At 62.7% G+C, this 25,250-nt stretch carries 23 protein-coding genes; 11 read left to right on the forward strand and 12 right to left on the reverse strand.

The features are described 5' to 3' along the window. The first annotated feature begins 105 nt into the window (after positions 1–105). Together ACTHNZ_RS22720 and ACTHNZ_RS22725 are read left to right on the forward strand one after the other, a co-directional pair. Positions 106–2,328: a LamG-like jellyroll fold domain-containing protein gene (locus ACTHNZ_RS22720; RefSeq protein ID WP_440544838.1), complete on the forward strand. Its 2,223-nt coding sequence runs from the start codon at positions 106–108 to the stop codon at positions 2,326–2,328. A gap of 502 nt (positions 2,329–2,830) precedes the next feature. Further along, entirely contained in the window at positions 2,831–3,214 is a 384-nt protein-coding gene (locus ACTHNZ_RS22725; protein ID WP_440544839.1) for a cupin domain-containing protein, read from the forward strand. Between the two features lie 53 nt (positions 3,215–3,267). On the opposite strand, the gene ACTHNZ_RS22730 is transcribed toward ACTHNZ_RS22725, so the two are convergent. Further along, on the reverse strand, positions 3,268–4,107 hold the full coding sequence (locus ACTHNZ_RS22730; protein WP_440544840.1) for a DUF3800 domain-containing protein: 840 nt from the start codon (positions 4,105–4,107) through the stop codon (positions 3,268–3,270). 366 nt (positions 4,108–4,473) lie between these two features. Between ACTHNZ_RS22730 and corA the strand changes: the two genes are divergently transcribed. Further along, entirely contained in the window at positions 4,474–5,451 is a 978-nt protein-coding gene (gene corA / locus ACTHNZ_RS22735) for a magnesium/cobalt transporter CorA (RefSeq protein ID WP_440544841.1), read from the forward strand. A gap of 46 nt (positions 5,452–5,497) precedes the next feature. Here corA and ACTHNZ_RS22740 read toward each other — a convergent pair whose 3' ends face one another. Together ACTHNZ_RS22740 and ACTHNZ_RS22745 are read right to left on the reverse strand one after the other, a co-directional pair. Further along, the gene (locus ACTHNZ_RS22740) at positions 5,498–6,688 is read right to left on the reverse strand and encodes a cation:proton antiporter domain-containing protein (RefSeq protein WP_440544842.1); all 1,191 of its coding nucleotides are present in this window, start codon (positions 6,686–6,688) and stop codon (positions 5,498–5,500) included. A gap of 102 nt (positions 6,689–6,790) precedes the next feature. Next, entirely contained in the window at positions 6,791–7,732 is a 942-nt protein-coding gene (locus tag ACTHNZ_RS22745) for a LysR family transcriptional regulator (RefSeq protein ID WP_440544843.1), read from the reverse strand. Between the two features lie 126 nt (positions 7,733–7,858). Here ACTHNZ_RS22745 and ACTHNZ_RS22750 point away from each other — a divergent pair, with 126 nt between their 5' ends. Beyond that, positions 7,859–8,632: an SDR family NAD(P)-dependent oxidoreductase gene (locus ACTHNZ_RS22750; RefSeq protein WP_440544844.1), complete on the forward strand. Its 774-nt coding sequence runs from the start codon at positions 7,859–7,861 to the stop codon at positions 8,630–8,632. A gap of 15 nt (positions 8,633–8,647) precedes the next feature. Continuing rightward, positions 8,648–9,634, forward strand: coding sequence for an aldo/keto reductase (locus ACTHNZ_RS22755; protein WP_440544845.1), 987 nt, complete (start codon positions 8,648–8,650; stop codon positions 9,632–9,634). Positions 9,635–9,724: 90 nt separating this feature from the next. Here the strand turns inward: ACTHNZ_RS22755 and ACTHNZ_RS22760 are convergent, their stop codons facing one another. After that, positions 9,725–10,150, reverse strand: coding sequence for a VOC family protein (locus ACTHNZ_RS22760; RefSeq protein ID WP_440544846.1), 426 nt, complete (start codon positions 10,148–10,150; stop codon positions 9,725–9,727). Positions 10,151–10,410: 260 nt separating this feature from the next. On the opposite strand from ACTHNZ_RS22760, the gene ACTHNZ_RS22765 reads away from it, so the two are divergent. From ACTHNZ_RS22765 to ACTHNZ_RS22780, 4 genes are all read left to right on the forward strand, one after another. Beyond that, positions 10,411–10,719, forward strand: a complete 309-nt coding sequence (locus ACTHNZ_RS22765; RefSeq protein ID WP_440544847.1) for a DUF4148 domain-containing protein — start codon at positions 10,411–10,413, stop codon at positions 10,717–10,719. A gap of 168 nt (positions 10,720–10,887) precedes the next feature. After that, positions 10,888–11,202 (forward strand): DUF4148 domain-containing protein, encoded by a 315-nt coding sequence (locus ACTHNZ_RS22770; protein WP_440544848.1) that lies wholly within the window; start codon positions 10,888–10,890, stop codon positions 11,200–11,202. 473 nt (positions 11,203–11,675) lie between these two features. Further along, positions 11,676–11,984, forward strand: coding sequence for a DUF4148 domain-containing protein (locus ACTHNZ_RS22775; RefSeq protein ID WP_440544849.1), 309 nt, complete (start codon positions 11,676–11,678; stop codon positions 11,982–11,984). Positions 11,985–12,255: 271 nt separating this feature from the next. After that, positions 12,256–13,263, forward strand: coding sequence for a peptidoglycan DD-metalloendopeptidase family protein (locus tag ACTHNZ_RS22780; protein WP_440544850.1), 1,008 nt, complete (start codon positions 12,256–12,258; stop codon positions 13,261–13,263). A gap of 54 nt (positions 13,264–13,317) precedes the next feature. On the opposite strand, the gene ACTHNZ_RS22785 is transcribed toward ACTHNZ_RS22780, so the two are convergent. Together ACTHNZ_RS22785 and ACTHNZ_RS22790 are read right to left on the reverse strand one after the other, a co-directional pair. Then, positions 13,318–14,109: a dienelactone hydrolase family protein gene (locus tag ACTHNZ_RS22785; protein WP_440544851.1), complete on the reverse strand. Its 792-nt coding sequence runs from the start codon at positions 14,107–14,109 to the stop codon at positions 13,318–13,320. A 153-nt stretch (positions 14,110–14,262) separates the two neighbouring features. After that, complete coding sequence (locus ACTHNZ_RS22790; RefSeq protein WP_440544852.1) at positions 14,263–15,342, reverse strand: alcohol dehydrogenase catalytic domain-containing protein; 1,080 nt, start codon at positions 15,340–15,342, stop codon at positions 14,263–14,265. A 114-nt stretch (positions 15,343–15,456) separates the two neighbouring features. On the opposite strand from ACTHNZ_RS22790, the gene ACTHNZ_RS22795 reads away from it, so the two are divergent. Continuing rightward, positions 15,457–16,233, forward strand: a complete 777-nt coding sequence (locus tag ACTHNZ_RS22795) for a helix-turn-helix transcriptional regulator (protein ID WP_440544853.1) — start codon at positions 15,457–15,459, stop codon at positions 16,231–16,233. Between the two features lie 12 nt (positions 16,234–16,245). Here the strand turns inward: ACTHNZ_RS22795 and ACTHNZ_RS22800 are convergent, their stop codons facing one another. The 4 genes from ACTHNZ_RS22800 to ACTHNZ_RS22815 form a co-directional block, all read right to left on the reverse strand. Continuing rightward, positions 16,246–17,085 (reverse strand): ABC transporter permease, encoded by an 840-nt coding sequence (locus tag ACTHNZ_RS22800; RefSeq protein ID WP_440544854.1) that lies wholly within the window; start codon positions 17,083–17,085, stop codon positions 16,246–16,248. A gap of 22 nt (positions 17,086–17,107) precedes the next feature. After that, a complete protein-coding gene (locus tag ACTHNZ_RS22805) occupies positions 17,108–18,388 on the reverse strand; it encodes an ABC transporter permease (RefSeq protein ID WP_440544855.1) in 1,281 nt (426 codons plus the stop codon). Positions 18,389–18,535: 147 nt separating this feature from the next. Continuing rightward, a complete protein-coding gene (locus tag ACTHNZ_RS22810) occupies positions 18,536–19,597 on the reverse strand; it encodes an ABC transporter substrate-binding protein (RefSeq protein WP_440544856.1) in 1,062 nt (353 codons plus the stop codon). A gap of 121 nt (positions 19,598–19,718) precedes the next feature. Then, complete coding sequence (locus ACTHNZ_RS22815) at positions 19,719–20,822, reverse strand: ABC transporter ATP-binding protein (RefSeq protein ID WP_440544857.1); 1,104 nt, start codon at positions 20,820–20,822, stop codon at positions 19,719–19,721. A 127-nt stretch (positions 20,823–20,949) separates the two neighbouring features. Here ACTHNZ_RS22815 and pdxR point away from each other — a divergent pair, with 127 nt between their 5' ends. Next, entirely contained in the window at positions 20,950–22,470 is a 1,521-nt protein-coding gene (gene pdxR, locus ACTHNZ_RS22820) for a MocR-like pyridoxine biosynthesis transcription factor PdxR (RefSeq protein ID WP_440544858.1), read from the forward strand. Between the two features lie 110 nt (positions 22,471–22,580). Here the strand turns inward: pdxR and ACTHNZ_RS22825 are convergent, their stop codons facing one another. After that, entirely contained in the window at positions 22,581–23,717 is a 1,137-nt protein-coding gene (locus ACTHNZ_RS22825; protein WP_440544859.1) for a lipase secretion chaperone, read from the reverse strand. Then, a complete protein-coding gene (locus tag ACTHNZ_RS22830; RefSeq protein WP_440544860.1) occupies positions 23,714–24,820 on the reverse strand; it encodes a triacylglycerol lipase in 1,107 nt (368 codons plus the stop codon). Before ACTHNZ_RS22830 ends, ACTHNZ_RS22825 begins: the two co-directional genes overlap by 4 nt. Positions 24,821–25,250 lie beyond the last annotated feature (430 nt).

The raw sequence follows: 25,250 nt of genomic DNA on the forward strand, positions 1-25,250 counted from the left end.
TTAAGCCAGAGATTCAACAATACTCACCGATCGGGCTATGGCGTTGACTTGCGTCGTCACGCTGACCTACTGTTGCGCAGTTCAAAGACAACAGAGGAAACGAAGGTGTCGAAAAAAATCGTGGAGCACGCCAGCCTCGAGGAGGCGCCGAACCCTACGCGTCGAGCATTGTCATTGGGCCTGGGCCTGTTCCCCATGCTGCCGCTGCTGCCGGGAGTCGGAGTCCAGGCGGCGCGGGCCGCGCTGGCACCTACGGCGCTCACGCCGGCTTCGGCGAGCGGCGTCTTCCGCCACCCGGGACTGCTGGTCACCGAAGACGACTTCACCCGCATCCGCGCGTACATCAAGGCCGGCCAGCAGCCGTGGACGAACTGGTGGAACACGCTGTGCGCCGATCGCTTCTCCACCCTCGATACCAGGCCCTTCCCGCTGCCGGCCGTTTACCGCGCCGACAACAGCAAGAACGCGATGTACGTCGACATCTGGCGCGCCTGGCGCTTAGTACTGCGCTGGAAGCTGTCCGACCCTCAGGACAACCGCTATGCGGATAAGGCGGTGGAGTTCCTCGATGCCTGGTCGCTCACGCTGAAGGAGATCGGGACGGTTCCGCCCGGATCGACGGCCCATGACGACCACACCTTCATCATCCTGGCCGGCATTCAAGGGCACCAATGGGCGCAGATCGGCGAAGTGCTGCGCAGCTACCCCGGCTGGGCGCCCGCGAACCTGAAGCGCTTTCAGGACATGCTGCTCACCGTGTTCGCCCCGACCTGCTCGTGGATGCTCGGCAGAGCCCCCATCGGATCGCATGCCAACTGGGACATGGCCTCGCTGTGCGGCGCGCTGGCCATCGGCGTGTTCTGCGACCGGCCCGACTTGTACCGGCAAGCCTGCGACTACTTCGCCGGCAACAACCGCGGCAAGCTCATGAGCTTCGGCAACGCCTCGCTCGTGCACGGTGTGTACTTCATGCACCCGGGCCACATGGGGCAGTGGGAGGAAAGCGGCCGCGACCAAGGCCACTCCACGCTGGGCATGTCGCTGGGCGGGGACTTGATGGAGATGGCGTGGAACCAGGGCGACGATCTCTACGGTTTGAAAAACAACCGCTTTCTGGCGGCGGCCGAGTACGTCGCGCGTTCCAACCTGCTCGACGAGAACGGCAAGCCGTATCCGATGCCGTACGTGCCTGAACACAATCCGTCGCAGCCCCACACGTCGTTGTGGACGCAGGTGAATCAGTCATTCCAGCATCGCCGCAACGCCTGGGAGCCGATCTATAACCACTACGTCAACCGCATGGGTCTCGCGGCGCCCAACGTCGCGCGCATGGTGCAATGGTGCGAGCCGAACTACGGCGGCAGCAGCGACGACGTCCCGTACCCGACGCTCGCCCTGCGTCGTCCCGCCTATGCCGGTCCGATGAAGCCGCCCTCGGGCCTCACGGGCAACCTACACGATGGCCGTGTCCTGCTGTCCTGGTGGGGCAGCGTCGGGGCGATGGCGTATACGGTCAAGCGCGGCCCCCGGGCCAACGGTCCCTTCACGGATCTGACCACGGTGGCGGCAACCGAGCTGCTCACCTACACCGATGCGCCGCCCGACGGCATCTGGTTCTACCAAATCACGGCACAGGGCCCCGGCGCCCCGAGGACAGGCTCCAACGTGGTTCGCGTCGCCGTTCCCGGAGAGTACCGCCTGTCGATGCCGCTGCACGACCCGAACGGCACCGGCACGGTCGGCGCGCTGATGACCCCCGCCGGCACCTGGACCGCGGTGGAGGGCAAGCTGCTGGGCGGCGCCACCTGGGGCGAGGGACGCCTGGGCGACAAGGCCATCGTCTTCGATGGCAAGGATTCGGGCTTGCAGTTGCCCGCAGGCGTGTTCAGCGACTTAGATGACTTCACCGTCTCGCTCTGGGCCTTCGCGAATCCGCCTCTGCCCTGGAATACCTGCCTGCTCTTCGTTGGGAACGACGCCTACTCGTTCCTGCGCATTACGCCGAAGGCGGGCGGCGGAATGCGCTTCGGGATCTGCGGCGCAACCTCACCCAACGACGAGCAGCCCATCGAAGCCCCCTGGTTCATGCCCATTCGCCGCTGGGTCCACGTGGCGGTCACGTTGCGCGGCAATACCGGGCGCTTGTACGTCGACGGCACCGAGGTGGCCAAGTCCGACGGCATCCGGTTGTCGCCGCGCCAAGTGGGCGATCAGGTAGCGTTTCTCGGGCGCGGCTGGGGGCTTCCGTCGTTCAACGGCCGCATCCAGGACTTCCGCGTTCGCGTGGGCGCATCGAGTGCCGCGGAGATTGCGACGCTGGCTCGCTGATGTGCCTCTCACCCGCGGCGGCACGAACCGCAGCCCTACCCGAACCGTGAAGCACGTATAGCCATGAGCGATTTCGAACCGTTGTATTGTTCCGAGTCTTGCGCCGCCCGCCCCCTCCAACGATCGTTCTGGGCCTGCCCCGAGTGCAACGAAACGTGGAACGGAAAATCCGATGGCCCGGACGCGCACTATCGAAACACCGCATGGACGATCTGCAATACCTGCTCCCGCACCCAGAATAGATGCGCTGTATGCGGGCGGAGCGTCGAGCCGCCTTGCGGTTAGTTAGGCGCGCTCAAGCCACCGCTCGCCGCTATCGGCCACGGCGACGAACGTGCGGATCCGATCGAGATCGAGGTTTCGGTTCATCGACGCGTTGGCTTTGCTGATGCGCCGTCGCCGCGTAGAGTGTCAGATTCGACTCGAGGGCATACCCGCCGACGATTTACCTTACGGCGCGCTTACCCCTCACCGCATCCACTGTCCCTATCCGGAGATCAACATGCCGTCCCATCCATTTGCCGAATCGTTCGATATCGAACGCGCGTTCGCCGATGTGTCGGAATACTGGTCGCCGAAAATCGTCGCGCAAGTCAACGACCAATACGTGAAAGTCGCGAAACTGCGCGGGCAGTTCGTCTGGCACGACCATGCGAACGAGGACGAGCTGTTCTTCGTCGTGCGTGGCCGTCTGAAGATCGAATACGAAGGCGGACGCTTCGTCGATCTACCCGCCGGCTCGATGCACGTCGTGCCGCGCGGGACGCGGCACAATCCGCTGGCCGAGGAGGAGTGCTGGGTCATGCTGATCCAACCCGTGCAGACGAAGCACACTGGTGACGTCGATTCGCCGATGACCAAGTCGGTCGAGGAACAACTGCGTTGAACGCGATTGAGACGCGTGCTGGAGACGATCGGTAAGTCGCGGCGAGCCTAATGTCATAGTTGATCGACGAGTACGCTGGGTGCGTTTGCTAGTAGCTCCGCCGTTGCGTGGGGCTCACTCGTCAGATTCGTTCGATGTTCAAGTCCACTACAGGTCAATGCGGCGTCTTTAATTCTGTGGCCAAAGTATTTTTCGAAGTCCCCCCAATCAGCATACTCATCGGGGGCGACCGAAAACGCAGCTAACCGGCCGACGAGGCCACATATCCAGTCAGCGCACTGCAGCGTCTGAAAGAGGTGGCTCTCCCCTTGTATGGGCGGTTCGATCAACGTTCTGCATTTCTCTGCAGGATCCTCGAACATCGCTAACGTGCAGGCTTCGACGTTGCGCTCTCGCCATCTGTCGCCAGCGTTTTGCTCGTCGATAAGCAGCATGAATGTGTGATTTTTTTCCGCGCAAAAGCGATCTATTTTTCGAATCGCCTGCACAAGCTGCCGCTTGAATGTGTCAGCAGAGCTATGCGTTCTGGGTTCTGCCGCCTTGTGCTCGCCGGTATAGAAAACATGGCCCCCAACCTTTTTGATCTGATTGATCAATCGGAAAGTAGCTTGTCGAAGTTCCCGGTACTTGTTGATGTTGATAACTGTGTATAGGGCAGAGCCCTTCTTCTCCCACCGATATGGTGGCCGATTTCCCAGGTTGTCATTCACCAGCTCCCATCTGAGCAAATTGCATTTCAGCTTGTAGAAGAAGATAGCGAACTCACGAACTTGCTCCACTGGAAGTACGAAGCCTGCGAATCCGAACACAGGGCTGTCGTTGTACTGAGGATGGTCTTTTGAGACGTACGGACCGATGTGTCCAAATTCATCCAAATACGTGACGTAGTGCACTGATGGCCTTGCTCAAGTCTATAAACACGAAAGCCCGCAAACGATTTCTCGCTGCGGGCCTCGGAAGCTGGGCACCTAGCCTGAACCAGATGCGTTATCGAAATGTTATCGCTAAGGATAGTTTTACGCAAGCGCAACCAACGAGACCTAACTATAGCGCCCTCGGATGACCTGTCCTGCTTAATGTTATCTCGAAATAGCGATGGCAATCATCGTCCATTCAATCGGCGCGATGCTCGTGGGTGCCGAGAACGTAAGGATAGAGGAGGCGACCCGCCGCCGCTTTCCGTAGCATCGGCGATCCTCTATCCTCACGGTGTTGGCGGGCTTCCGGCCGCCTGCGCTCGTTTCGAGGATAACGAACACATGCTGATCAACTGCGTCGCCTACCAAGACGGCAAAAAGCTCGCGGACGTCGCGGTCGACGACATCAGCGATTACATCGCCAAGCCGGACTGCTTCGTCTGGGTCGCGCTGAAGGACCCGGAGCCCGACGAGCTCCAAAAGATGAAAGAAGAGTTCGGCCTGCACGAGCTCGCCATCGAAGACGTCCAGCACGGCCACCAGCATCCGAAGATCGAGGAGTACGGCGAATCGCTCTTCGCGGTGCTTCATACGATCGAGACGGGCGACGACGACGAACTGCTGATCGGCGAGGTCGACATCTTCGTGGGCAGCAACTTCGTGCTGTCCGTCCGCAACCGAACGCGTCACGGCTTTCAAGAAGTTCGCACGCGCTGCGAGCGGCAACCGGAACTGCTGAAGCAGGGCTCCGGCTTCGTGCTCTATGCACTCATCGACAGCGTCGTCGATCGCTATTTCCCCGTTCTGCAAGCGCTCGGATCGAAGCTCGAGGAGATCGAAGACCGCATCTTCGAAAAACACAGCCTCGCGGAATCGCGCACGATCATCGAGGATCTCTATTTACTCAAGCGCAAGCTCGTGGCGCTCCAACACCATATCGCGCCGTTGGTCGAGAGCGTCGCCAAGCTCACGGGCGGCCGCATCCCGCACGTCTGTTCGGGCATGGCGGCGTACTTCCGCGACGTCTACGACCACCTCGAACGGATCGTGAGAACGATCGAAGGCCGCCGCGAAATGACCGTGACGGCCATTCAAGTGAACCTCGGCATGATCTCGCTCGCCGAAAACGAGGTGACGAAGCGCCTCGGCGCATTCGCGGCGCTATTCGCCGTGCCGACGATGATCGCCGGCATCTACGGCATGAATTTCCAGAGCATCCCCGAACTGCACTACGCATACGGATATCCGGTCTGCCTCGCAGCGATGCTCGGCATCGACATCGTCCTATGGTGGCGCTTCAGGGCGGCCGGGTGGCTTTAGGAGGCTAGTCGCCCGTGTCGTGCGCTCGGCATGCGCCTCGCACGGGCTAGGCACATGAATCGTTGCCAACCGACGACGTCTGCGCGCCGAGCTTCAATCCCAACGACATCACGACACCCGTAATCAACACCACCAGCACGAGCGTGGCCGGCGGCAAAAGCGCCGAGACGTTGGTGGGAAGGCTGAAGAACAGCGTCGCCGTGATGAGCCCGCGCGGCGCGATCCAAAGCGCTTGGCGCTTGCCGGGGCCGGTCGTCAGACGCAGCGCGGGCCATCTCAATGCAAACACCAGCGCGACGATGGCGATCGCGTAGAGCCACGCATGCGGATCGACGAGCGTCGTGATGTCGGTGCTATAGCCGAGCAATAAAAAGAAGAAAGTCCGCACGAAGAACGTCAGCTCCGCCGTGAGATGCTTGAGGCGTTCGAGTTCGCCCTCGAGCGCATCGTTGTGAAGCCATCGCAGCCAGCCAACGCCGTGAAGCAGTTGGGAATTGTTCAACGTCAAACCGAGAATGAGCACGATCAACAGCGGCGATAGATGGATCGCATCGGCCATCGCATAAACGAGGATCAGTGCCGACAACACGGGAATGAATTTGACGTTGCCTTCGAGGTTGCCGACGAGCCAATAAACGCCCAATGCGACGACCAAACCCAGCGCGACCACCGCGAAGCCGCCGCCGATCAAGTGCAGCGCTACGGCCCCGCCTGTCGATGCGACGAGCAGCGCATTGAACAGCATGACGCCAAGGATGTCCGACCACGAACTCTCGTAGATGACGAACTCGCGCTCCTCCCGGTCGAGCATCTCCGCGGTGGGGATCGCGACCGCGCTGCTGATGACGCCGAACGGCGCTCCGGCCAGCAGCGCCAACGTGATCGGCAGACCGAACAGTATGGCCATCATCGCACCGAGCGCAACCGTGGTGAGCACCACACCGAGTGCCGCGGCGCCGAACGTGGATAGAAGAAACCGGCGGCGCCGCAAATCCAGACGCAGATCCAACGCCCCTTCGAGCACGATCAGGACCAGTCCCGCGGTGCCAAGCGTCGAGATGAGCGCATGCGGCAACGCCACGGTGGCGTGGTAGGCCTGGGTGACGACCCGTGCCAACACCCCCGACAACAACAGCAGCATCACCGACGGCACGCGATAGCTGCGCGACAGATGATTGAACCAATACGACAGCAATACCGCTGCCGCCGAGCCGATCATTAAGGCGTTTGGCGCCATGTACGCTTTTTCCTCTATGCAATGTTCGAAGGCGTGATTGCCGCGGCGCACCGTTCCGGCGCACCCGCGGCACGTTACCGGCCTCTCATCCGGTACGTTCGCTCATCTGCGCTTCGCCGGCTTCGTTCCCGAGAGCTTCGGAAGCGACTGTTGTTCCCGAATGATGTTGACCAACGTGAGCAGCGCGGGGTGATTGTAGCGGCGCCCGCTGTAGTAAATGTGAAACGGGTCCTCCACGTACGCATTCTTTTTCAGCACGATCTGCAGTTCGCCGCGCGCCAGTTCGTCGGCAATCCGGGCCTCGAGCAAATACGCAATGCCCAGGCCGGCCTTGCATGCGCTGATCGTGGTCGCCGTATCGTTGATCGTGAGCAGGCCTGGAACGCCGAGACGCCGTGGCTGGCCCCCATCATTGATTTCCCAACGGTAGCTCGAATTGTCGCCGAGCAGCAGCTGCAGGCAGGTGTGGTCCGCAAGCTCATCGAGCCTGCGCGGCACGCCGTGCCGTTTCAGATAAGCCGGCGACGCCGCCATCACCCACCGCTGCGGCCCCGTCAACGGCACCGCCACCATGTCTTCCGGAACGTAGTGCCCATAGCGAATCCCCGCGTCGTAACCCTCGGCTACGATGTCGATCGGCCTGTTCTCGACAACCACGGTAAGCCGCACATCCGGACACCGCCGCACGAACTCGGGGAGGGCAGGCGCAATCAGCAAATGGGCCGCATCGGCGAAAACGTTCAGCCGAATTTCCCCGAGCCGCGCCGTGCCGGGCGCCTCGAACGTCTCGAGCGCCGAGCCGATCTGGTTGAAGCCCTCTTCCAACCGCTCGGCCAGGTCACGTCCTACCGCCGTAGCCGAAACAGCCCTGCTCGACCGGTTCAGCAGTTTTGCGCCGAGGCGATCTTCCAATCGGCGCATCGCATGGCTGACCGCCGACGGCGTCTGCTTCAGTTCGATCGCGGCAAGCCGGAAACTCCCGCATCGGACAATCGTGAGGAAGGATTTCAAATCGGCGAAGTCGACCCGGTCTGTCTTTGTCATAATGAATGTCGCTCATCTTCTCAGTGAATCCCATTCATTCTACAGCGTGCAATCATTCCTACCCGGCTGACGTCGCGCCGGCGCGAGGCGCACCGGCCGGCGCTTCGATCATTCTTGGGGAAATCTATGCCGAGCTTGGAGCACATGCGGATCAGCGATTTGAACGGTACCAAAGTTCTCGTCACCGGCGCATCGACGGGAATCGGAGCGGCGATCGTTCGTGCATTCGCCGCACAGGGCGCGCAGGTGGTTGCGCACTACAACCAAAGCGAACCGGCGGCGCAAGCGTTGCGTGCGGAATCACCGGAGAAGATTCAGTTGATTCAAGCCGATCTGAGCGAACCCGGCAGCGCATCGCGCGTCGTGGAGGCCGCGGCGCGGATGCTCGGCGGGCTCGATGGGCTGATCAACAATGCGGGCGGCATGCTGGGGCGTATCAGGACCACCGAGATGCCCGAGGCGCATTTCGATCGGGTCGTCAACCTGAACGCCCGCTCGGTATGGGATGCGACCGTGGCTGCCCATCCGCTGCTGAAGGAAAGCAAGGGCTACATCATCAACACGTCGTCCATCGCCGCGCGCAACGGCGGCGGTGCGGGAGCCGTTCTTTACGCTGCCACGAAGAGCTTCGTCAGCAGCTTGACCCGTGGCCACGCGAAGGAATTCGTCGGCGACGGCATCCGTGTGAACGCAGTGGCCCCTGGGCTTATCCAGACGCCGTTCCACGACAAGTACACGCCGTCCGATGTCTTCGCATTGCAAGCGGCTTCGGTGCCGATGGGCCGGGAAGGCTCGCCTGAGGAATGCGTCGGCGCATTCCTTTTCTTGGCGTCTCCAACCATGTCGGGCTATATCACCGGCCAGGTGATCGAAGTCAACGGCGGACAACTGATGCCTTGAGGAGGAAAGCGAAAAATGAATCAACGTCCATTTGGGCAAACGGGACAGGCGGTTTCCGAAATCGGATTCGGCGCTTGGGCAATCGGTGGCTCGTGGGGCGACGTTTCGGAGAGCGATGCCAAGGCCGCATTGCATGCGGCGCTCGATAGCGGGACGACGTTCATCGACACGGCCGACGTCTACGGCGACGGCCGCTCGGAGCGCATCATCGCGGCCGTGCTCAAGGAGCGCGGCGGAGCTCGCCCGTTCATAGCGACCAAGGCGGGGCGACGCCTCAACCCGCATGTGGCACAGGATTATACGGCTGCCAACTTGAATGCGTTCGTCGATCGCTCGCTCGAGAATCTGGAGACTGACTGTCTGGATCTCGTGCAACTTCACTGCCCGCCCACGGAGGTCTACTACCGTCCGGAGGTTTTCGATGTAATGGACAGGATGGTCGCCGCAGGGAAAATCCGAAACTATGGCGTGTCCGTGGAGAAAGTCGAGGAAGGTCTCAAGGCAATCGAGTACCCGGGCGTGAAGTCGGTGCAGATCATCTACAACGTGTTCAGGCAGCGGCCGGCCGATCTCTTCATGCGCGAGGCGCGCGCCAGGAATATCGCCGTGATCGTTCGCGTGCCGCTGGCCTCCGGGCTGCTGACGGGGAAGATGACTGCCCATACGACGTTCGCGTCGGACGATCATCGCCATTTCAACCGCGAAGGCCAAGCCTTCGACAAGGGAGAAACGTTCGCTGGCGTGCCATATGACGTGGCGCTCGAAGCGGTGAACGAGATTCGCCCGTGGGTGCCGGAGGGCGTCACGATGGCGCAGTTTGCGTTACGTTGGATTCTGATGAATCAGGGCGTCACGACTGTCATTCCCGGTGCGAAGAACCGCGAGCAAGCGAAGGCCAATTGCGCGGCGAGCGACCTGCCACCGCTTACCGATGCAGCGATGACAGCGTTGCATGCGCTGTATCGGGAGAAGATTGCTCCGTTCGTTCATCACCAGTGGTAAGCATCGCACGCGCTCCCGTGCGCCCGCAAATCCCTGCGGGCGCGAGACGAAGCCGCTAACGCCAGGCGAGCACCCCGCCCGCCGCTTCTCCTACTTCGCAAACAACATCTCGAGGTTCGCGAACGCCTTGAATTCGAGCGCATTGCCGCTCGGATCGAGGAAGAACATCGTGGCTTGCTCGCCCGGCTCTCCCTTGAAGCGAATGTACGGTTCGATCACGAACTGCGTGCCAGCCGCCTTGAGCTTATCGGCAAGCGCCGTCCATTGCTCCATCGTCAAGATCGCACCGAAATGGCGCACCGGAACGCCGTGTCCGTCCACGGCGTTGGTCGTGGCGACACCCGTTTCGTCGGGCGCAAGATGCGCAACGATCTGATGACCATAAAGATTGAAGTCGACCCAGTCGGGTGCGCTGCGGCCTTCAGGACAGCCCAATAGGCCACCGTAAAAGGCCCGCGCTTCCTCGATGCTGTTGACCGGAAACGCGATATGGAAAGGCAGAAGCGGAGTGTTCATGAGAAGAAGGGCCCACGAGTTAGGGAACGATGCGCTTCATCGAGCACATGAACAGCATCTTATCCGAGCAGCCGCCGCAAACGTTCCGCCGCGTCCGCGCTCTCGCCTTGCTCAGCCGGATTATGAACGGATCTGCAATGATGATTTATCAAACTAGGTATTAACCCTAGACCCTCCGGTCACTACACTGCAGTCATCGGTTCACGCAACGAACACGATGAAACAAGCAGGTACGACAAACAACTTTGGAGGTCATCATCATGAAATCGCTCATTCAAGCCGTCGCCATCGCCGCCGCTTTTGCCGCTCCCGTCGCCGCTTTCGCTCAATCGAACGCACCCGTCACGCGTGCGCAAGTGAAGGCCGAGCTCGTCCAGTTCGAACAAGCGGGTGGCCGCACGAACTTCAGCAACGACCCGTACTATCCGGCCGATGCTCAAGCCGCGCAAGCTCGCGTTAATGCGCAAAACGGCAACAATCAAGGATACGGCGGTGTGCAAGCCGGTTCGTCGGCGTCGGGCGCTCCGGCGCGAGCCGACGGCCTGCAGCCGCTGTACTTCGGCAAGTAATCCCGCAGCTCATCTGCGGCCGGCCAGCAGCGCCCCGGGTGGGCGCGCCGGCCAGCATCGAATCAGGTCTCATCGCCGATTCGCATTGAAGGCAGCTCGCCTCGTGAAGAGCGCCGCAACGAACGCGATGAAACAAAGCAAGCACGACAAACAATTTTGGAGGTCATCATGAAATCGCTCATTCAAGCCGTCGCAATCGCCGCAGCGTTCGCCGCTCCCGTCGCCGCTTTCGCTCAATCGAACGCGCCTGTGACGCGCGCTCAAGTCAAGGCCGAACTCGTTCAGTTCGAGCAAGCAGGTGGCCGCACGAACGTGGGCGCCGACCCGTACTACCCGCAAGACGCCCAAGTCGCGCAAGCTCGCGTCGATGCGCAAAGCGGCAGCAACCAAGGGTACGGCGGCGTGCAAGCCGGATCCTCGGCGTCGGCTGCGCCCGTGCAGTCCGACGGCCGCAAGCCGGTGTACTTCGGCAACGGCAACTGATTCGTCGATCGTAGCTTCAGTACCTAAGCCTTCCGGTCGCGCCCGAGCCGGCGCACCGGGTTGGCATCAACATCCTCGCTGATTCGTATGGAATGCGGCTTGCGTCGGAATGAAGACCGCAAGCCGCATTTGCATCGATACCTCCGCCGCCGGTCACCGGCGGTTTCCGCCTAGCCCCCGATCGGCTAGGCGCTTTTTCCTGGCAAGAGACCTAACGCTTCGGACGCAGCCGCGTGCACGGCGCGCCGGCGCGATCGCGCACGGCACTCGCCGTTGGGAGTCTCATTTCGAACGCCACGAGATCGGCCGACATGAGCGACCGGTGCAGGCGCGATTGTGAACGAAACTGCAACGATGATTTCTCAAACTCGGCGTTAACCCCAAGGCCTCCAGTCACTACACTGTAGTCATCGGTTCACGCAACGAACACGATGCAACTCGCAGCAAGACATACAACTTCGGAGGTAGTCATCATGAAATCGCTCATTCAAACCATCGCCATCGCCGCCGCCTTTGCCGCTCCCGTCGCCGCTTTCGCTCAATCGAACGCGCCCGTGACGCGCGCTCAAGTCCAGACCGATCTCGTTCAATTCCAACAAGCCGGCGGGCGGACGAGCATCGGCGCCGATCCGTTCTATCCGCAAGATGCCCAGGTCGCACAAGCTCGCGTTGGTGAGCAAAACGGCAACAATCAAGCGGTCGGCGGTGTGCAAGCCGGTTCGTCGGCTTCGGGTTCCCCGGCAAAGGCCGATGCCCTGAAATCGTTGTACTCGGGTGTCTGATCGGGTCGTGATCGAAGGCCGGCAGCGCGCTCGTTGCCGCACCGGTCGATACGCAAGATTGCTCGCTGATTCAAATTCAAAACGGCTTGCTTCATCGTAACGATGGCAAGCCGTTTTTGCGTCTACTTGCTGCCGCCCGCACTCCGGCGTGCTTCGACGCGGCAATCGGCACGACGGGCACCCTGCCCCGGGAAAATTCGTCTTCGCGTGGAACCTACCGGTGCGCGGGTTTGTCGAAGCTGCGCCGCAGATACCCGATTCCATTGCCCGCATGACACGTTTTCCGCTGCTTCCCGTTCAGGCCGACAAGCTCGCCCTCGCTTGCTTGGTCTGCTTGTTGATCATTGCCGCTGCCATGCTGATCAGCCGCTCCCCCGCTACCGCCGACAACGATCCGTCCGATACGACGCCCGCCAAAGACACGGTCGCGGCTGCGCCGCAGCCGGCCAGCGCGGCGAGCAGCACGGAGCCCGCGCAAGCGCCGCGATATACGGTCAAAACGGTCACCGGGCAGTCCACGTTCATCGATGCAGCGCATCTAGCGGGGTTGACCGGCGACGTCGCGCATCGGGTCGTCGAGGCCTTGCGCAGCAAGATCGATTTTCGGCACGCGTGGAAATCGGATAACGAGGTTTCGTTCGTATTCGACAAGAAAAACGCCACCGAGCCCGCCGCACCGCCGCATCCGCCCCTGCCTGCCGCAGTGCGCGTCGTCACGGACGCCGGCCCGCAAGACATCTTTCTCTATAAGAGCCTGAACGGCAAAGCGTTCTACTACACGAAGGACGGCGGTCGCGCACGCGGCAGCGGCTTCATGCGCTATCCGCTGCGTTTCCGTCGCGTGTCGTCGCCGTTCGCGCAACGCCGATTCGACCCGGTGCTGAAGCGCTGGCAGCCCCACGATGGTGTGGATCTTGCCGCGCCGGCCGGCACGCCCGTGCACGCAACGGCCAATGGCGTCGTCACCTTCGCCGGCAAACAGACGGGATACGGCAACGTCATCGAAATCCGGAATCAGCCGCCTTATTCGACGCTGTTCGCGCATCTGTCGCGATTCGCGAAAGGCGTGCGCGTCGGCACCCACGTGCGCCGCGATCAAGTGATCGGCTACGTGGGTTCAACCGGTTGGGCGACGGGACCGCACCTACACTACGAAGTCCACGTCGACGACGTCCCCAAGAATCCGCTTACCGTTTCGCTGCCGCCCGCTGAACCTTTGCACGGCCGGGAGCTTTCGCGCTTCGCGAGCCGCTCCGCAGAACTCGAGGGATTGCTGTAACACGCGCCGCAACGCAGTAGATGACGGGTTCGAATTGGCAGACCGAACGCGCTTTCAACGAGATGCAAAGCTTTCCGCCAGCCAGTCGTGCATCATTCGATAGGATCGAGCCGCGGCTTTCGCGTCGTAGCGGCACACACCCGTTTTCGCCGTGGCCTCCGTCTCCGTGAAGCAATGCACGACATGGCCGATTTCGACGAACTGCCAGTCCGACGGATCTTGTTGCATGTCCTTCGTGAACTCAGGCGCCTGCGGCATCGTGAGCATGTCGTCGGACCCGTTCATCGCCAACACGCGCGCCTTGATCTTCGTCGTCAAGGTGGGATCGTCCGTGCTCAAATCGCCGTGAAACGCGACCACGGCCTTCACGTCGGAACCCGTGCGCGCGAGATCGAGCACCACCGCGCCGCCGAAGCAGAAGCCGATCGCGGCGAGACGTGAAGGATCGATCGGCGCCTTCCCAACTTGCGCCTTCAGTTGTTCGAACGCCTTGCTGATGCGCGCGCGCATCAAGCCGCGATCGTGATAGAGCGGCGCAACCGCGATTTTTGCCTCTGGGTCGTTTTTCGGGCGCACCCCATCGCCGTACATGTCGGTCAGCAAGATGACATAGTCCTTGCCGGCGATCATTTTGGCTTTGGCGACGGCCGTGTCGTTGATGCCGTACCAATTCGGCACCATGACGAGCCCGGGCCGTTTCCCGGTCACGGCGTCGTCATAAACGAGCACGCTTTTGAACGTCGTGCCGTCGAGTTGCCAATCGACGGGTTTGGCCACCATCTTCGCGAACACGGGCGAGGTAATGCAAATGCCAAGCAGGATGAAAGCGAAGCGCACAAGTCGCATGACGATGTTCTCTCAGTGGTTTGAACGGATGTTCGAGCGGGACATCGGTGCACCGGCCTGGCGAACGGGCCATTGACTGAACCAGATGCTGCCGATGACGCACACGATACCGATGATTTGGATCGGTGTCAGCGGCACCCCGTGCCCGATTCACTAGGGCCGGATGACCGTCATCCTGAACGGCCCTCCATTCGCGGCTGCATGAGCGACGGCCTCATTCGCCTCGTCGAGCGCGAACGCGGCAACGTCGAAGTGCCCGAGGTCGAGCAAGCCCGAGCGGATCAATCCCGTCATGCGCGTCGCAGCCACAGGCGGATACATCCATTTCCCGCGCACCGTGATGTCGTTGCGCATGATCCACGGATAAGGCAAATCCAGCCCGTCGCCGCCGAGCATGCCGACGCCCCCCATCAAGACTACACGGCCATACGGGCGCACCGTCATGAGTGCCGCGCGCACCGCCGTGGTCGGCGCCGAGGGAGGCAGCAAATCGATGACGCAGTCGATCGGCGCCGGGGCGGCACATCGCATCCGTTCCCGGTCGCGCTCTTCGTCGCCCGAGAGCGGGACGGTTTGCACGCGATTGCCGAATCGACGGCGCAAATCGTCGAGTGCCCGTTCGTTGCGGCCGGGTGCGATCACGCAGCGTGCGCCCATCGCGATGGCGACCGCCACGCAAGCGCTGCCGAAATTGCCCGTCGCGCCGCTGACCAACAGTGTCTCGCCGGCCTCGAACGACGCGGCAAGCAGCCCTCCGTACGGCACGAGCATGACATTGAGCGCACACCAACGGGCGGCCTCCTCCGGATCGATATTGCCGATGCCAATCGCATTTTCGGTCGGCACCCGGATCATTTCGGCAAACGGCCCATCGTGGAAGTACCGCTGCAGCCGCAAGCCGCCCTCGCTTCGTGCGCTCCAACCCTGCAACGTGATGTCGGGCATCAAGGCGTCGTCGCGCGAGCGCACGGTGGGGTCGCAGAACACCCAGTCGCCGTTCTTCAAATGCGTTGCATCCGGCCCACTGGCCCTCACTCGCCCGATCGCACCGCAGCCCGGCACGATCGGCAATTCCATCGAATAGCGGCGTTCGCCGCTGAACACTTCGTTTGCGTAGGACAGCACCGGTGCGGCGATCACATCCACGATCACTTCGCCCGTGCCGATTTCCGGGGCCGGGATTCGTTCGATGGCAAGCGGCTGCCCGAGCGACTTCAAGATAGCGGCTTTCAACTCTTCCTCCATGACGGCAGTGGGTCGAGACGATTGTGGCAGGCTCAGAATCGGCAACAAGGCCTGGTACTATCCTAGGATTCACCGATACCACCGCCAGGCACGGGGCATGTTATGCCGACATCGAGACGAAGCGAGTTTGGGGAATTCCTGCGCTCGCGCAGGGAGAAGTTGTCGCCGGACGCACGCATGGTCAAAAACGGCCGGCGCCGCCGCACGCCAGGCTTGCGCCGAGAGGAAGTGGCGGAACTCGCCGGCATAGGCGTGGATTGGTATGTCCGGCTCGAGCAGGGCAGGACAGTCAGCCCGTCCGACGCTACGCTGGACGCGCTCGCTCGCGCGCTACGGCTGAACAAAGCGGAAGCCGCACACTTGAGAATGCTCGCGCAGGGCGATCAAGATCGGCCGTTTGGCCCCGAGTGCGTGCCGCCCGCGATCGAGCGCATGGTGTCTCGGTTGTCTCTGCCGGCCTACGTCACCGGCCGGCGGTGGGACATCCTCGCTTGGAACCGAGCGGCTCATGATCTGTTCGGCTTCGGTCGCATCGCACAGGCGAACCGCAACATTCTCGTCTTCATGTTCATCGAAGAAAGCGCGCGCGCACTGTTCGGCGCAACGTGGTCCGATGAAGCACGGCGCATGATCGCGCTCTTTCGCGCGACGCATGATCTCCACGCGAGCGATCCGGCGTTCGTCGAACTGGTGACACGGTTGCGCTCCGCCAGCCCCCAGTTCGCGAAATGGTGGAACGCGCACGACGTGCGAAGCGGCGCATCGGGACAGAAAGTGCTAGCGCATCCCAAACGGGGCGCGCAACGCTACGAATACGCGACATTCCAAGCGAACGACGATCCGGCGCTGAAGCTCGCGATCTACACGCCGGTCGCATGACCTCCCGATCTTTCAGGAGGCCGTCGCACGAGCCGCATTGCGCCCGCGCAGCCATTCGAGTGCCAGCAGCAACGCGGTCGAGAACACAATGAGAATCGTCGCCAGCGCAGCGATCGTCGGCGTGATGTTCTCGCGAATGCCCGTGAACATCTGCCGCGGCAGCGTCGTTTGATCCGCACCGGCAAGAAACAACGTCACCACGACTTCATCGAACGAGGTCGCGAACGCGAACAACGCCCCTGAAATGACGCCCGGCGCGATCACGGGCAGCGTGATGCGGAAGAACGTACGCGTCGGATCCGCACCGAGCGAGAGGCTCGCGCGAACGAGATTGCCGTCGAATCCCTGCAACGTCGCCCCAACCGTCGTCACGACGAACGGCACGCCGAGCGCGGCATGGGCCATGATGAGCCCGATGTAGGTATTCGCCAGCCCGAGCGGCGCAAAGAACAAATACATGCCGACACCCACGACGATCACGGGCACGATCATCGGCGAGATGAGCACGGCCATGACGATCGCCTTGCCTCGGAAATTCGCCTTCGCCAAGCCGAGCGCTGCCAGCGTGCCGAGCACCGTCGCCAAGATGGTCGCGGACGGCGCGACGATGAAACTGTTCTTGGCCGCCATCCGCCACGCGTCGGACATGACGAGGTTCTGATACCAGCGCAGAGACCAGCTCGGAATCGGATAGACGAGGAACGTGCTCGACGAGAACGACAACGGCACGATCGCGAGCACGGGCAGGATCAGATAGAGCAGCGTCAGCACGGCCAGGCCGCGCAACAGGAAATACCACGCGCGTTCGACGAGCGACGTATGCGGCGCGAACAGCGGTTTCGAAAGTTTCATCGTCGGCTCCGGCGCGGGTGCGTTACAGCGTGGGCTGTGCTTTCGTGAAGCGGCCGTACACGGCGTACAGCACGAGCGTGGCCGCGAGCAGCAGGCCGCCCAGCGCACAGGCCATGCCCCAGTTGATCGTCACGTTCGTGAAGTACGCAACGTAGTAGCTGACCATTTGATCGTTCGGACCCCCGAGCAATGCCGGGGTGATGTAGTAGCCGATCGCGAGAATGAAGACGAGCAGCGCGCCGGCTCCGATGCCCGGATAGGTCTGCGGCACGTAGACTCGCCAAAACGCGGCGAACGGGTGACTGCCCAGCGATACGGCCGCGCGCTGATAGGTCGGCGGGATCGACTTCATCACGCTGTAGAGCGGCAAAATCATGAACGGCAGCAGAATGTGCGTCATCGAAATGTAGACGCCCGTGCGATTGAACAGCAGCTCGAGCGGCGCATCGATCAGCCCGAGGCCGCGCAACGTCCGATTGACGAGCCCCTCCGTTTGCAAGATGACGATCCATGCGGCCACGCGCACGAGAATCGACGTCCAGAACGGGATCAGCACGAGGATCATGACGAGGTTCGCGCGCCGCTCGCTCAGCGTCGAGATCCAATAGGCCAGCGGATAGCCAAGCAGTAGCGCCGCAAGCGTGACCACGGCGCCGATCACGAACGTGCGGCTGAAGACGTTCAAATAGATGCGCTGGTCGGGATCGGTCTGCTCGATATGGCCGAACGCATCTTCTCGATGGTCGAGCGCGGCCAGCAAATAGAACGGCGAATAACGCGAGCCGTTCTTCGCGATCGCGCGCCAATACCGCGCATCGCCCCATCGCGCATCGAGATCGATCAGCTTGGAGCGCATCTGCTCCGCGGTGAGTTTCAGCGGGTGGCTGTCGTCGTCCGTGAACGGCAGCGCGTTCGCCGTCTTGGACACGAGCGAATGGAAGCCCGGTACCTCCACGTTGAGCCGCCGCTCCAAGCTGCCCATCACCTGGCCATCCTGCGTCGCGGACAAATCCGCGGCAAGCGCCGGATAGGCAGCAACCGGCGGCTCGCTTTTGCGGTCCCATTGGCTCAATGCCGCCGCGGTCTTCGGCAGCGCGTTGGCTACTTCTGGATTTTGCACCGCGCGCGTGAGCAGCGCCGCGATCGGCACGACGAAAATCAGCAGCAGGAAGATCGCAAGCGGTGCGATCAAGAGCAGCGCCGTCAGCCGCTTGCGCGCCTGCGCGGCCTTCAATTCGCGCTTCAATGTGGCGCTCGACGCGCCGCTCGGCTCGCCCGGAATCGTCATCGTTTGCACGCTCATCTCCTGCGTTGCCCCTCTTGCATCATGCTCATGCAGCGCGCCGCCCCGCGTTGGCAGGCAGCGGCGCGGCACGAGCGGCGCGGCGACGCCGCGTTGGCGATGTCGCCGTCGCCGCTCAAACCACCGCCACCGGTGCGACGGCTTCCATTACTTCGATGCCCACGACGCGAAACGCTGCTCGAGCTCGTCGCCGTAATCGGTCCAGAATGCCGCATCTTGCAGCACCGCGTGTTGCCCATTGGCCGGCGAATTCGGCAGGTTCGACAGCGTCTTCGCATCGAGCGATTTGATGGCGTCGCGGTTCGCCGGACCGTACGCGATATGCTGCGCATAGGCCTGCTGCGGTTTGGACGAGATCGAATAGGCGATGAATTGCTCGGCCAGCGCCTTGTTCGGCGAGCCCTTCGGAATCACCCAATAGTCGAGGTCATAGATGCTGCCGTTCCACACGACCTTCAGATTCTTCCCTTCGCGCTGTGCCGCATCGATGCGGCCATTGAACGCGGAGGACATGACGACGTCGCCGGCAACGAGGAATTGCGGCGGCTGCGCGCCCGCCTCCCACCATTGGATGTTCGGCTTGAGCTCGTCGAGCTTCTTGAACGCGCGATCCTGGCCCGCCTTCGTCGCCAGCACCTTGTAGACGTCCTTCGGCGCGACGCCGTCGGCCATCAGCGCAAATTCGAGGTTGCCTCGCGCACCCTTGCGCAGCGCCCGCTTGCCGGGGAATTTCTTGACGTTCCAGAAATCGGCCCAGCCCGTCGGCGCCGTCTTCAGTTTGTCGGCGTTATAGGCGATCGCCGTCGACCAGACGAAAAAACCCACGCCGCACGCGCTCGGCGATTCGGGAATCAGATCGGACTTCTTGGCGATCTTCGCCCAGTCGAGCTTTTCGTACAGGCCTTCGTCGCAGCCGCGGCCAAGGTCGCCCGATTCGACTTCGACGACGTCCCAGTTCACGTGCTTGGCTTCCACCATCGCCTTGATCTTGGCGGTCTCGCCGTTGTATTCGACAGCGGTGATCTTAGTGCCCGTTTTCTGCTCGAACGGCTGATAGTAGGCGAGCTTCTGCGCATCGGCGTTCGCACCGCCGAAGTTGACGACGGTAAGCTCCGCCGCCGCGGCTCCTGCCATGCCGAGCAGCGCCGCCGCACATGCGACGGCAAGCGTCGCGGCCGTGCGGCGCATCGTGGTGGTGTTCGTTTTCATCTGGGCTCTCCTCTACGTGATATGCGTGGATGCGTCCGCCGCAACAGGGGTCACTGCAATGACAGGGGCGTCAAGCGAAGCCGGACGCCGGTTTGCGCGAGTTCGTCCGCTCGCGCGCGGGTCATGCGAAAACGCGCAAATGCTCGGGGGCGAATTCGAGCGCGACACTCGCACCCGGGACGAACGTATCGAGCGCTTCGGTGCCGAGCGGTACTTTGACGAAACATTCGTCTTGCTCGGGCACCGCGCAACGCATGCGCACGTGATCGCCGAAATAGATGAGGCCACGCACTTCGCTCGCGAGCGCGTTCGCGCCCGGCCGCTCGGGGACGCGCTCGGCCCGCGCGGTCAAGCGCAGGCGCTCGGGGCGAATGCAGGCGGTGGCAGGCGTACCCGCGCTCGCGCCCGCCACGTTGCGGCCCACGACATGCGTGCCGTCGGGCAAGCGCAGGCGGCAGAACTCGCCGTCGACTTCGGCGATCGTGCCTTGCAAGCGGTTGCTGTCGCCGATGAAGTTCGCGACGAACGCGTTGCAGGGCGACTCGTACAAACGATCGACGGTATCGAGCTGCTGCACGATGCCTTTATCGAAGACGGCGACGCGATCGGACATCGTCAGCGCCTCGCCCTGATCGTGCGTGACATAGACGAACGTCAAGCCGAGCTTTTCGTGCAGCGCCTTCAGTTCGTACTGCATGTGTTCGCGCAGTTGCTTGTCGAGTGCGCCGAGCGGCTCGTCCATGAGCACGAGCCGCGGCTCGAACACGAGCGCCCGCGCGAGTGCGATCCGTTGCTGCTGGCCGCCCGAAAGCTGCGCCGGATAGCGCTTGGCGAACCCCTCCATGCGCACCATCTTCAACGCTTCGGAAACGCGATGGGCCCGCTCGGCCGCAGGCATCTTGCGCACGGAAAGCGGATAAGCGACGTTCTGCTCCACCGTCATGTGCGGAAACAATGCGTAGTTCTGGAACACCATGCCGATGTTGCGCTGATGCGGCGGCACGGTATTGAGCAACTGCCCGTCGAGCCGAATCTCGCCGCCGGTCGGAAATTCGAAGCCGGCCAGCATCATCAGACAGGTGGTCTTGCCCGATCCAGACGGCCCGAGCAGCGTCAGGAATTCGCCCTGGTAGATGTCGAGGTCGAGCGACTTGACGACGAGGGTTTCGCCGTCATACGTCTTGCGCACGCCGCGAAAGCTCACGATCACCTGATCCGTCTTCATCGTCCGTCTCCACCGCTGGTTCAATTGGCTCCATCGACTAGCGAGCACCGCACTTCCTTTGCGATCCAATATAATCGGTCACGGTTCCACGCAACGGAGCCATTTCATTATTCTGAAGGGAACCACTTTGGATACGATCATTCTGTCGGACTGGCTTTCGGCCCGGCTCGAGCGCGGTGCGGCCGAGCCCATGTATCGCCAGGTGCTGCGGCTCGTGCAGCATGCCATCTTGACGGGGCAACTGGCCCCCGGCACGAAGCTGCCGAGCTCTCGCACCCTGGCGGATGATCTCGAGATCGCGCGCAACACCGTGCTGCGCGTGTATGACCAATTGACGGCCGAGGGCTACGTGCTGTCGACGACGGGCAGCGGCACCTACGTGGCCGACACGCGCCCCGATGCCAATGCGGTCCGGCCGCGCGCGGCGCCCCGCGCCAGCGAGCCCGGTGCGACGCGCGACGTACGGGTTCAGCAAAGCCTGTCCGCGCGAGGCCGGCGCCTGATCGGCCGCGCGGGCGTGGCGCCGAAGCAATGGGGCGCTTTCATGCCGGGCGTGCCCGACGTCACCGAGTTTCCGTCGCGCACGTGGAGCCGGCTGCAGGCGCGGCTTTGGAAATCGCCCAATCCCGAGCTGCTGACCTACGCGCCCGGCGGCGGCTATCGTCCGCTGCGGCGGGCGCTGTCGGATTATCTGCGCGTGGCCCGCTCGGTGAAGTGCTCGCCCGATCAAATCATCATCACGACCGGCATTCATCAGTCGATGGATCTGGCCGTGCGGCTGCTGGCCGACGTGGGCGACCGCGCCTGGGTCGAGGAGCCTTGCTATTGGGGCGCGCGCAGCGTGCTGCAGTCGGCGGGGCTGGAAATCGAGCCGATTCCCGTCGACAGCGAAGGGTTGAATCCGCGCGAACTTTCGCCGGCCGCGCCGCCGCGCCTCGCGGTGGTGACGCCTTCGCATCAATACCCCCTCGGCATGGTGATGAGCCTCGCCCGCCGGCGGACGCTGCTCGAGTACGCCCGGCAACACGGCGTCTGGATCCTCGAAGACGATTACGACAGCGAGTTTCGCTACGGCAGCCGCCCGCTCGCCTCGCTGCAAGGACTCGACGAAGCCGGCCACGTCATTTACGTCGGTAGTCTGGGCAAGATCCTCTATCCGGGGCTGCGGATCGGCTATATGGTCGCCCCCGAGCATTTGGTGGACACGTTTCGCACGGGCATGGCCGAACTCTATCGCGAGGGCCAGCTCATGCATCAAGCCGTGCTGGCCGAGTTCATCATGGACGGGTACCTGACCTCGCACGTGCGCCGCATGCGCGCGTTGTACGGGGAGCGCCGGCAGATCCTCATCGATGCCATCACCTCGCGCTTCGGCGATGCTTTGCCTGTCATGGGCGACGAGGCCGGGCTGCACCTCGTCCTCGCCATGCCGGACGGCACGGACGATCGCGCCGTCACCTCCGCAGCCTTCGAGGCCGGCGTGATCGTTCGGCCGCTTTCCACCTACTATAGTCAGGAAAGCGCCGCGCGGCCCGGGCTGCTGCTCGGCTACGCCTGCGTGCCGCATGAGCGGATCGCGCCGGCGTTCGGCGCGCTGGCCGGCGTCATCGAGCAGCACATGGCGACGCCCGCGGCGCGCACAGCGTAAGCGGCTGCTCGACCGCTCCGGCCGCTCGACACCTGCGGAGCGGGGCTTCGCCTTCCGATCAGCGTGCTCGGCTGCAAGCAAGCGGGTGCAAGGTGCCCTGCATCGTGCCTCTACTGCCGTGGGCCTTGCCCTTGCCCTTGATCGAGCGCTGCAGCGCGCAGCGCCTGCGCGGGATCGGTGAAGATGCGCTGTCGCAGTTGCGCGATCTGCGCATGACGATCAGCAGTCGACAACCCCATCGCATCGATGCGCCCGCGTTGTGCCGCGTAGTCGGCGTATTTCGTGTGCCAAGCTTCATTGTCCTGTTGCATCTTCACGATCCGTTCGGCTGCCTGCGGTCCAAGCTCCTGCGTCGCCTCGGCTCGCAAGCGATCGAGCGTCATCGCCTGCTGCTGGAGTTGGGCCACCGCTTCGACCTGTGCCTGTGCGCGGCGATCCCGGTCGAGTGCGGCGCGCTCAAAGAGCGGCAGGCTTTCCGCAAGCGCTTCGAGGCGGGCTGTCCTTTGCGCGTCGGTCAAAGCCCCATCGCGCTGAATGCGCCAACGCTCGATCATGTAGTGCGCGTGCCGCCAATCGGGGCCGAAGAACGCCTCGCTCCAATCCGCACCGAGCGTTCGGCTCGCCAACGATGCACGCTCGTCGAGCAACGACTGCATCGCGTCGAGATCGGTCGCGCGGCTGGTGCCGGTAGTGCCGGGGGTGCCCACAGTGCTGTTGGATCGGCCCGTGCCGCTGGTGCCACGGACGTTGCCGGTCGGCGCCGAGACGGCAAGCGCCCTCAGGCTATTCAACGCCTTCAGATATGCCTCGTAACGCCGCCAGACATCGAGCGCTTCCGGCTGTGCCGCCATACCGTCGAGTTGAGCGGCGATTTGCTTGCGCACGAGGGCATCGACCGCATCGGGCCGCATCTCGCTTTGCGCCGTGAGGAAGTAGTCGAAGAAATCGCGCACGCCGCGCGCCTTGCGCAAATGACCGCGTGCGTCGAGCGGCAGTCGCGGCGGCGTAGAACCCGCGAGCGAAACCGGCAGTGACGGCTCGACCGGGGGCGAGAAGGCCCGGATCGACCGGTCCTGCGCCGCCGGAACCGCCGCCGCGGCGGCGACGGTGTGCACGAGCACAGGCGGCGCCCCAGCCGGCGCTTCGACATACCAGACGGCGGCCGCCGCGGCAGCGCCGGCGAGACCGAACAGCGCGAGCGTGCTCGCCGTCCTCTTTGCATCGGCAGGGCGCCTCATCGCGGTCATAGCCCCTGAAGTTTCAAGCGATTGGCGTGCGCACGAATGGCGGCCACCGGATCTTCGGCGTTCTGGCCGAGCACGCCGAACACTTGATTGATCTCGTCAACGTGATTCCAGTGGTAGCTCGTGCTCAACACTTGGCCGAACAGCGCGCTGCACACCGATACGAGGCCATCGTTCGGGCCGGCGTTCCGATTGATCATGAGCGTTCCCGAACCGAGTAGCGTCAGCGTCGATGGGTCCAGCGCATTGGCCGGATCCAAGAATCCCGACACGCTCGTATCGGTTGCGCCCTGCACGCCGAGCGCGGACCCACTGGGCCTGATCGCATTGCCGGCCCAAGAGTAGAGGTAGTGCAGGTTGCCGTTGATCGTTTCCGTCGGCGCGCCGGTTCGACACGAGCCTGCGTCCCCGAGGCCGGCGCTCGGCACCGCCGCATTGAATTGCGTTGCGCCCGAAGTCGTCAGCGCCGTCAAGGCGGAGATCGCGTCCTGGTTCGTGTTGAAATTGCTGCTGAACAATGTGCCGAGCAGATTGGCGAACTGACCGATCAACGGCTCGGCCAAGCCCGTCGGATCTTTCGCGAGCACGCGGGCGACGTAGTCCGCGAATTCCGAGCCGCGATGCGGCGTGCCGATCGTCGTGACCGATGCAACGAGTTGCGGCGCCACGGCGGCCACGTACCGCGCGTCGAGCCCGCCTTGACTGTGGCCGATCAGATTGACCTTGCCGGCACCCGTGGCGGCTAGCACCTGCTGAACGTAGGCGAGCAGTTGTTCGCCGCGGCCGTTCGGCCCAAGATCGCCTTGAAATCCCGACAAGTTCGCGACGTAGACGTTCGCACCGTGCGATTCGAGATCGGATGCGATGCCGTACCAGTAGTCGATCACGTTCGCGTATCGGTCCGTGCCCGATAGACCATGCACGAGCACGATCGGATATTGCGTCGCCGCGTATCGATCCGCGGCGGGGGCCGTATCGGCCATTGCGGCGCTCGGAGCGGCTAACGCAAGAAACGCCGTCAGCCCTGTGAATCCGGCAAGCGAAGCGCTGCCGATCGCAAGCGCAGTCAAACCGGTCAACATCTTTTTCTTGAAAGACCTGGCCATACCCCTTCCTCCAATTGATCTCGGTGAAACACCGATTGACGTTCAAATCGTGTTTTAAACGGCGCTGCGCGGGAACCCGCTGTCGCATGGTCGTGCGGCGCATTGGAGTGAAGCAGCAAACGAGGGGCGATGTAAGCGGAATTATCCGATTAGACAGGTATCACTAATCGGATTTTGATTTCACGTATGATTATTTTTCGTTTTCATTACGAAATGCAGAAACCATCCTATTAACACGTAATTGACCACTTATCCATTGATTAAAAGCTCGAATAATAAATTTTTCGGGCTTTCTTTCAGCGTGATTCGATACGTCCATCGGATCGATCGTCGTTTGTCGCGTATGGCCCGAACGAAAACGGCCGGCATGAAGCCGGCCGTCCCATGCGATCGTCTCGTTGCTCGAGCGATGGCTACCGTCGCCGCCCCG

It is taken from the genome of Trinickia sp. (assembly GCF_051953955.1).
Lineage (GTDB): Bacteria > Pseudomonadota > Gammaproteobacteria > Burkholderiales > Burkholderiaceae > Trinickia.